The 8,779-nt window shown below is 74.5% G+C and carries 8 protein-coding genes; 7 read left to right on the top strand and 1 reads right to left on the bottom strand.

Annotation, left to right across the window (positions count from 1 at the left end):
* The first annotated feature begins 83 nt into the window (after positions 1 to 83).
* The 4 genes from egtB (at position 84) to ABD308_RS27535 (ending at position 4,714) form a co-directional block, all read left to right on the top strand.
* On the top strand, positions 84 to 1,502 hold the full coding sequence (gene egtB, locus ABD308_RS27520) for an ergothioneine biosynthesis protein EgtB (RefSeq protein ID WP_344339941.1): 1,419 nt from the start codon (positions 84 to 86) through the stop codon (positions 1,500 to 1,502).
* Positions 1,502 to 2,239, top strand: coding sequence for an ergothioneine biosynthesis protein EgtC (gene egtC / locus ABD308_RS27525; protein ID WP_344339942.1), 738 nt, complete (start codon positions 1,502 to 1,504; stop codon positions 2,237 to 2,239). The genes egtB and egtC overlap by 1 nt, the downstream gene beginning before the upstream one ends.
* A 75-nt stretch (positions 2,240 to 2,314) precedes the next feature.
* Positions 2,315 to 3,307 (top strand): L-histidine N(alpha)-methyltransferase, encoded by a 993-nt coding sequence (gene egtD, locus ABD308_RS27530; protein WP_344339945.1) that lies wholly within the window; start codon positions 2,315 to 2,317, stop codon positions 3,305 to 3,307.
* Between the two features lie 150 nt (positions 3,308 to 3,457).
* Positions 3,458 to 4,714, top strand: a complete 1,257-nt coding sequence (locus ABD308_RS27535; protein WP_344339947.1) for a nitric oxide synthase oxygenase — start codon at positions 3,458 to 3,460, stop codon at positions 4,712 to 4,714.
* Here ABD308_RS27535 and ABD308_RS27540 read toward each other — a convergent pair.
* On the bottom strand, positions 4,657 to 5,418 hold the full coding sequence (locus ABD308_RS27540) for a TetR/AcrR family transcriptional regulator (protein ID WP_344339950.1): 762 nt from the start codon (positions 5,416 to 5,418) through the stop codon (positions 4,657 to 4,659). The genes ABD308_RS27535 and ABD308_RS27540 overlap by 58 nt on opposite strands.
* 138 nt (positions 5,419 to 5,556) lie before the next feature.
* Here ABD308_RS27540 and ABD308_RS27545 point away from each other — a divergent pair, with 138 nt between their 5' ends.
* From ABD308_RS27545 to fabG, 3 genes are all read left to right on the top strand, one after another.
* Positions 5,557 to 6,708 (top strand): acyl-CoA dehydrogenase family protein, encoded by a 1,152-nt coding sequence (locus ABD308_RS27545; protein WP_344339952.1) that lies wholly within the window; start codon positions 5,557 to 5,559, stop codon positions 6,706 to 6,708.
* Positions 6,709 to 6,741: 33 nt separating this feature from the next.
* A complete protein-coding gene (locus ABD308_RS27550; protein ID WP_344339954.1) occupies positions 6,742 to 7,929 on the top strand; it encodes a thiolase family protein in 1,188 nt (395 codons plus the stop codon).
* A gap of 93 nt (positions 7,930 to 8,022) precedes the next feature.
* The coding region (gene fabG / locus ABD308_RS27555; RefSeq protein ID WP_344339956.1) for a 3-oxoacyl-ACP reductase FabG at positions 8,023 to 8,779 on the top strand (757 nt) is incomplete at its 3' end.

Below are 8,779 nucleotides of genomic sequence, written 5' to 3' on the forward strand. Positions count from 1 at the left end.
GCGCGCGGCCGCTGCCCGGCCGACGACCAGCTGGACGCCCTGCGCGCCGGCACCCGACGCACTCCCCCGGAGGAGGCCGCACCATGATCGACGACGCCCGCGAGGCCGGGACCACTCCCCCGTCGGACACCCGGGCGCCCGAGGCGCCGGAAACGCTTCCGCCCGAGGCGCTGCGCGAGACGATCGCCACCGAGCTGCTGGCCGCCCGCGCCCGCACCGCCGCGCTCACCGACTGCGTCGAGGACCACGACCTCACCGCCCAGCACTCGCCGCTGATGTCCCCGCTGGTCTGGGACCTCGCGCACATCGGCAACCAGGAGGAACTCTGGCTGCTGCGCAACGTCGGCGGCCGGGACCCGATGCACCCGGAGATCGACCCGCTCTACGACGCCTTCCAGCACCCGCGCGCCGAGCGGCCGGCCCTGCCGCTGCTGCCGCCCGCCGAGGCCCGGGCGTACGCGGGCGAGGTCCGCGGCCGGGTGCTCGACCTGCTCGCCGCCAGCCCCCTGGAGGGCCCGCCGCTGCTGGCCGCCGGGTTCGCCTTCGGCATGATCGCCCAGCACGAGCAGCAGCACGACGAGACCATGCTGATCACCCACCAGCTCCGCAAGGGCGAGCCGGCGCTGGCCGCTCCCCCGCCGCCGCCCGCCCCGGCGGACGCCGCCGCGCTGCCCGGCGAGGTCCTGGTCCCGGCCGGCCCGTTCACCATGGGCACCGACACCGAGCCGTGGGCGCTGGACAACGAGCGCCCCGCCCACCGGGTCGACCTGCCCGCCTTCCGGCTGGACACCACCCCGGTCACCAACGCCGCCTACCTGCGCTTCATCGCGGACGGCGGCTACGACGAGCCGCACTGGTGGACGCCCGAGGGCTGGGCGCACCGGCTCGCCGCCGGGCTGAACGCACCGCTGTTCTGGCACCGCGAGGACGGCCAGTGGCTGCGCCGCCGGTTCGGCGTGCTGGAGCCCGTGCCGCTGGACGAGCCGGTGCTGCACGTCAGCTGGTACGAGGCGGACGCCTACGCCCGCTGGGCCGGGCGCCGGCTGCCGACCGAGGCCGAGTGGGAGAAGGCCGCCCGGCACGACCCGGCCACCGGCCGGTCGCGGCGCTACCCCTGGGGCGACGGCGCACCCGGCCCCGAGCACGCCAACCTGGGCCAGCGGCATCTGCGCCCGGCCCCGGCCGGCAGCTACCCGGAGGGCCAGTCCCCGTACGGGGCACGGCAGTTGATGGGCGACGTGTGGGAGTGGACGGCCAGCGACTTCCGGCCCTACCCGGGCTTCCGGGCCTGGCCGTACCGGGAGTACTCGGAGGTGTTCTTCGGACCGGAGCACAAGGTGCTGCGCGGCGGCTGCTTCGCGGTGGCGCCGGTCGCCTGCCGGGGCACCTTCCGCAACTGGGACTACCCGGTGCGCCGGCAGATCTTCGCCGGGTTCCGCACCGCCGCCGACGTCGACTCCGGCGACGGCGGTGTGCCCCGGCCCGTCGCGGGGGCCGGCTGATGTGCCGCCACCTCGCCTACCTGGGCGAGCCGGTGGCGCCCCGGACACTGCTGGTGGAGCCGCCGTTCGGGCTCTACCGGCAGTCCTGGGCGCCGCGCCTGCAGCAGTACGGCACGGTCAACGCGGACGGGTTCGGCCTCGGCTGGTACGCGGACGGCGACGAGGTGCCGGCCCGCTACCGGCGGGCCGGGCCGGTCTGGGCGGACGCCTCGTTCGCCGATCTCGCCCGGGTCCTGCGCACCCGGGCGCTGCTGGCGGCGGTCCGCTCGGCCACCGAGGGCTTCGCGGCCGGCGAGGAGGCGGCCGCGCCGTTCGCCGCCGGGCGCTGGCTGTTCAGCCACAACGGGGCGCTGGCCGGCTGGCCGGAGCGCACCGGCGCGCTCGCCGCGCTGCTGCCGCCCCGGGAGCTGCTCGACCTGGTCGCGCGCACCGACTCGGCCCTGCTGTGGGCGCTCACCCTGCACCGGCTGCGCGCCGGCGCCGGGCTGGGCGAGGCGCTGGCCGGCACCGTCGCGGAGACGGCCGCGCACACCACCGGGCGGATCAACCTGCTGCTCACCGACGGCCGGGAGATCGCCGCCACCGCCTGGGGCGACACCCTGCACCACCGGACCGTGCCCGGGCTCGGCGTGCTGGTCGCCTCCGAGCCCTCCGACGACCACCCCGACTGGACGGTCGTGCCGGACCGGTCGCTGCTGCTGGCCGGGCCGGACGGGGTGACCGTCAAGCCGCTCTGAACGCGGCGACACGCGGCCCCCGCAGCCCCCGCAGGTTCACATCTCTTCACTTCCTGAACAGAGGACCCACCTGTCATGAGCACCTTCGATCTCACCCGACTGCTGCCCGCCGACCACTTCAGCACCGCGCTGCGGCACGACGTCGAGACCGGGCTGACCGCCGACCCCAAGACCCTGCCGCCCAAGTGGTTCTACGACGCGCGGGGCAGCGAGCTGTTCGAGGAGATCACCCGGCTGCCGGAGTACTACCCGACCCGGGCCGAGCGGGCGATCCTCACCGCCCGGGCCGGCGAGATCGCCGCCGCCACCCGGGCCCGCACCCTGGTGGAGCTGGGCTCCGGCTCCTCCGAGAAGACCCGGCTGCTGCTGGACGCGCTGCGCGACCTCGGCACGCTGGAGGCGTACGTGCCGGTGGACGTCAGCGAGAGCGCGCTGACGGCGGCCGGCGGGGCGCTCGCCGCCGAGTACCCGGGCCTGGCGGTGCACGGCGTGCTGGCCGACTTCACCGCCGGACTCGACCTGCCGCCGGCCGGCGGCCCGCGCCTGGTCGCCTTCCTCGGCGGCACGCTCGGCAACCTGCTGCCGGCCGAGCGGGCCGCGTTCCTGCGCGGGCTGCGGGCCGCGCTCGACCCGGGCGACTTCCTGCTGCTCGGCACCGACCTGGTGAAGGACCCGGCGGTGCTGGTCGCCGCCTACGACGACGCGGCCGGGGTGACCGCGGAGTTCAACCGGAACGTGCTCAACGTGCTGAACCGCGAGCTGGGCGCCGACTTCGACCCGGACGCGTTCGCGCACGTCGCGCTCTGGGACGCCGAGCGGGAGTGGATCGAGATGCGGCTGCGCTCGCTGGTCTCGCAGACCGTGAAGATCCCCGCCCTCGACCTGCCGGTGCACTTCGCCGAGGGCGAGGAGCTGCGCACCGAGGTGTCGGCGAAGTTCCGCCGGGAGCGGGTCGCCGAGGAGCTGTCGGCGGCCGGACTGCGTCCGGCGGCCTGGTGGACGGACGACGAGGGCCGGTTCGGGCTCTCGCTGGCCCAGCCCGACCCGTCGCTCGGAGCGGGTGTTTGATCGCCGAGGGCATCCGCCTGGAGGACATGGGCTGACGCCTTTCGCGGCCTCCGGCCCCGCACCCTAGCGCCAAAGCGCCGGGGGCGGGGCCGAATCGTTCACTCTCTGCGGTGGCGCGCACACCTCCGGTATCCCTTTGCGGCAGGAGGGATGTCCTTGATCTTCGACCGGCTTCGCACCCGCAGCGGCAACCGGAGCGGCGAGCGCGGCACACGCCGACCCGCCGCCGCCTGCCCCTACTCGCACGCCCATCTCCACGGCCACCTCGTGCCCGAGGATCCGCCCGAACCCGCCGCCGACCCGCCCGCCGATCCACAGCCGCACTTCACCGACCCCCGGCAGGCCGCCGACTTCATCCGGCGGTTCCACGCCGAACAGCCCGCCGCCGGCGACCCGGACGCCCGGATACGCGCCGTCCTCGACGAGATCGACCGCACCGGCGGCTACCGGCACACCCCCGACGAACTCGCCTACGGCGCCAAGCTCGCCTGGCGCAACGCCGCCCGCTGCATCGGCCGGCTGTACTGGCGCAGCCTGGTGGTGCGCGACCTGCGCCACCTCTCCTCCGCCGACGACATCGCCACCGAGTGCTTCGAGCACCTGCGCACCGCCACCAACGGCGGCCGGATCCGCCCGGTGGTCTCGGTGTTCGCCCCCGACCGGCCCGGCCGCCCGGCCGCCCGGATCCTCAACCAGCAGCTGATCCGCTACGCCGGGCACCCCGGCCCCGACGGCCGGTGGATCGGCGACCCGGCCGGCGGACAGCTCGCCGCCCGGGCCCGCGATCTCGGCTGGAAGGGCGGCGAGGAGCGCTTCGAGGTGCTGCCGCTGCTGATCCAGGAACGGCCCGGCGAGCGGCCGTGCCGGTACGAGCTGCCCGAGGACACCACGATGGAGGTCCCGCTCTCCCACCCCGAGCACCCGTGGTTCGCCGAGCTGGGCCTGCGCTGGTACGCGATCCCGGCGATCAGCGACATGACGCTGGAGATCGGCGGCGTGCGCTACCCCACCGCGCCGTTCAACGGCTGGTACATGGGCACCGAGATCGGCGCCCGCAACCTGGCCGACGCCGACCGCTACGACATGCTGACCACCGTCGCCGACCGGCTCGGCCTGGACACCTCCAGCGAGCGCACGCTCTGGCGGGACCGGGCGCTGGTGGAGCTGAACGTCGCGGTGCTGCACTCCTTCGAGGAGGCCGGGGTGACCATCGCCGACCACCACACCGAGTCCGACCGGTTCCTGCGGCACGTCGCGCAGGAGCGGCGGGCCGGCCGGCCGACGCCCGCCGACTGGAGCTGGATCGTGCCACCGGTCTCCGGCGGGCTGACCCCCGTCTACCACCGGTACTACGACCCGGTGGACCCCGCGCTGCGCCCGGCGTTCGTGGCCCGGGAGCCCTGGTGACCGCGTTGTTCCAGCCTCTCGAAGCGCAGCACCAGCCCGTCTAGCAGGGCCTCAAGGCCGGTCTCGAAGGCGCCCTCGTCGACGGCCGCCCGGTGCTCGGCCAGCCGGTGCGCCTCGCCGAGGTGCGGGTAGTCGGCCGCGTCGTAGACCCCGGCGTCCTCCGGGAAGCCGGCCGCGAAGGAGGCCAGCGCCGAGCCGGTGACGAAGTAGCGCATCAGCGCGCCGATCCTGGTCGCCTGCCCGCGCGGCCAGCCGGCCTCGACCAGGTGGCCGAAGACGGCGTCGGCCAGCCGCAGCGCGTTCGGCCGGCGCCCGGGGCCCTGGGCGAGCACCGGGACGATGTGGGGGTGGGCGGCGAGCGCGGCGCGGTAGGAGCGGGCCCAGTCGCGCAGCGCCTCCGGCCAGGGCGTCGGCGTCGTTGGCGGTGTCGGCGTCGGTGTCGGTGTCGGTGTCGTCATCGGCGTCGGTTTCGGCGTCCCGGCGGCGAACATCGACAGGTCGACCTCGCCCATCACGCCGTCCACCACCGCGTCCAGCAGCTCGTCCTTGGTGGCGAAGTGGTTGTAGAGGGACGGCCCGCTGACCGAGAGCTCGGCGGCCAGCCGGCGGGTGGAGAGCGCGGCCAGCCCCTCCTCGTCGACCAGTCGCAGCGCGGCGGCGACGATGCGCTCGCGGTTGAGCAGGGGGGTGCGCGGGCGGGGCATCGGCGCGGTTCCTCCGGTGGGTGCGGCCGGTCGGGTGGGGAGTGGACCGATTCTGGCAGGTGCCCCTTCCCAGCGCGCCCGGCCGCAGCTACAGTCCCCTCGTAAAACTTGCAGCGCTAGTTTAACTGGGGGCGCCCGATGGACCTGGAGCTCTCCGAGGAACAGGCCGCCGTCCGCGAGCTCGCGGCCTCCTTCACCGACCGCGAGATCGTGCCGCACGCCGCCGCGTGGGACCGCGCCGAATCGGTCGACCGCGCGATCGTCCGCAAGCTGGGCGACCTCGGCTTCCTCGGCCTGACCATCCCGGAGGAGTACGGCGGCAGCGGCGGCGACCACCTCGCCTACTGCCTGGTCCTGGAGGAACTGGGCCGGGGCGACTCCGCCGTGCGCGGCATCGTCTCGGTCTCGCTCGGCCTGGTCGCCAAGTCCGTCAACGCCTTCGGCAGCGAGGAGCAGAAACGGCACTGGCTGCCCCGGCTCACCTCCGGCGAGGCGCTCGGCTGCTTCGCCCTCACCGAGCCCGGTACCGGCTCCGACGCCGCCAACCTCACCACCCGGGCCGTGCGCGACGGCGACCACTGGCTGATCAGCGGCGGCAAGACCTTCATCACCAACGGGACCTGGGCCGACGTCGCACTCGTCTTCGCCCGCACCGGCGGGAGTGGCCACCGGGGCATCACCGCCTTCCTGGTGCCCACCGACCTGCCCGGCCTCACCCGCACCGAGATCCACGGCAAGCTCGGCCTGCGCGGCCAGGCCACCGCCGAGCTGGCCTTCGACGCCGTCCGGGTGCCCGACGCCTCGGCCCGGCTCGGCGAGGCCGGCAAGGGCTTCACCGTCGCCATGGCGGCGCTCGCCAAGGGCCGGATGTCGGTCGCGGCCGGCTGCGTCGGCATCGCCCGCGCCTGCCTGGAGGCCGCCGTCCGCTACGCCGGGGAGCGCGAGCAGTTCGGCAAGCCGATCGCCTCGCACCAGTTGGTGCAGCAACTGCTCGCCGGGATCGCCGTGGACGTCGAGGCCGCCCGGCTGCTCACCTGGAAGGTCGCCGACCACATCGAACGCGGCCTGCCGTTCGCCACCGAGTCCTCGGTCGCCAAGCTGTTCGCGAGCGAGGCCGCGGTGCGGGCCGCCAACAACGCGCTCCAGGTGTTCGGCGGCTACGGCTTCACCGACGAGCACCCCGTCGGCAAGTACCTGCGCGACGCGCGGGTGATGACCCTCTACGAGGGCACCAGCCAGATCCACCAGTTGCTCATCGGGCGCGCGCTCACCGGCGTCAACGCCTTCTGACCCGTCCTCTTCATCGACAAGGAGCCCGACGTCGTGCGTCCTGTCTACTTCGCCGCCGCCCGCCGCACACCCATCGGCCGGCTGCGCGGAGCGCTCGCCACGGTCCGCCCGGACGATCTCTCGGCCACCGTGCTGCGCGCCCTGCTCGCCGACCTGCCCACCCTCGACCCGGCCCGGATCGACGACGTCTACTGGGGCGCCGCCAACCAGGCCGGCGAGGACAACCGCAACGCCGCCCGGATGGCCGTGCTGCTCGCCGGACTGCCCGAGAGCGTCCCCGGCGCCACCGTCAACCGCCTCTGCGCCTCCGGCCTGGAGGCGGTCACCATGGCCGCCCGGGCGATCGGCTCCGGCGAGGCGGACGTCGTGCTGGCCGGCGGCTGCGAGTCGATGACCCGCGCCCCCTTCATCCTCCCCCGCCCCGACGAGGCGCTGCCGCACCGGATCGAGACCTATGACACCCGGCTCGGGTGGCGGCTCACCCACCCCCGGATGGCCGAACTGCACGGCGTGCTCTCCATGGGCGAGACCGCCGAGGAGGTGGCCGCCCGCTACGGCGTCACCCGGGAGCGGCAGGACGCCTTCGCGCTGCGCAGCCACCAGCGGGCCGCCGCCGCCCGCAAGGACGGGCACTTCGACGCCGAGTTGGTCACGGTCGAGCGGGCCGACGGGGTGAGCGTCGACGCGGACGAGTCGATCCGCGAGGACACCAGCCTGGAGAAGCTGGCCCGCCTCAAGCCCGCCTTCCGCCCAGGCGGCACGGTCACGGCGGGCAACGCCTCGCCGATGAACGACGGCGCGGCCGGGCTGGTGCTGGTCAGCGAGGAGGCGCTGCGTGAGTTCGGCCTGGAGCCGCTCGGCCGGTACGTGGCCGGCGCCTCGGCGGGCGTGCACCCGGACGTGATGGGAATCGGGCCGGTCCCGGCCACCCGCAAGGTGCTCGCCCGGGCCGGCTGGTCGCTGGAGGAGGTGGAGGAGGCCGAGCTGAACGAGGCCTTCGCCGCCCAAGTGCTGGCCTCCGTCGACCAGTTGGGGATCGACCTGGAGCGGGTCAACCCCACCGGCGGCGCGATCGCCCTCGGCCACCCGCTCGGCGGCTCCGGCGCCCGGATCCTCACCACCCTGCTGCACCGCATGCGCCGCACCGGCGCCCGCCGGGGCCTGGCCACGATGTGCGTGGGCGTCGGGCAGGGCACGGCGGTGCTGGTGGAGTCCGTCTGAGGGCTGACAACTGACAACTGACGGAAAACAGATGACAGATGACAGATGACTGTCATCTGTCAGCCGGATCTTCACCTCCCGAGGAGCAGCACCATGACGCGTTTCGCAGGCAGGGTCGCCGTCATCACCGGCGGCGCGCAGGGCATCGGCGCGGCGACGGCGCGCCGACTGGCCGAGGAGGGCGCGACGGTGGCCGTCGTCGACCTCTCGGCTGAACGGGCCGCCGCCACGGTCGGCGAGATCACCGCCAAGGGCGGCACGGCGCGGGCGTACGGCTGCGACGTGGCCGACTACGACGCCGTGGAGGCGGCGTTCGCGCAGATCGTCGAGGACCTGGGCGGCCTGCACATCCTGGTCAACAACGCGGGGATCACCCGGGACAACCTGTTCTTCAAGATGCCCAAGGCCGACTGGGACGCGGTGCTGACGGTCAACCTGACCAGCGCCTACAACTGCAGCCACGTGGCGCAGAAGTACATGGTCGCCCAGAAGTGGGGCAAGATCGTCTCGCTCAGCTCGCGCTCGGCGCTCGGCAACCGGGGCCAGGCCAACTACGCCGCCGCCAAGGCCGGCATCCAGGGCCTGACGGCCACGCTCGCCATCGAACTCGGCCCGTTCAACATCAACGTGAACGCCGTGGCCCCCGGCTACATCGCCACCGCGATGACCGCCGCCACCGCCGCCCGCGTCGGCGCCACGGCCGAGGACCACCAGACCGAGGTGGCCGCCCGCACTCCGCTGCGGCGGGTGGGGCAGCCGGAGGAGATCGCCTCAGTCGTCGCCTTCCTGGCGAGCGAGGACGCCTCCTACGTCAGCGGCCAGACCCTGTACGTGAACGGCGGCGCACGCT

The sequence above is a fragment of the Kitasatospora putterlickiae genome (genome assembly GCF_039527695.1).
In the GTDB taxonomy this organism is placed as follows: domain Bacteria; phylum Actinomycetota; class Actinomycetes; order Streptomycetales; family Streptomycetaceae; genus Kitasatospora; species Kitasatospora putterlickiae.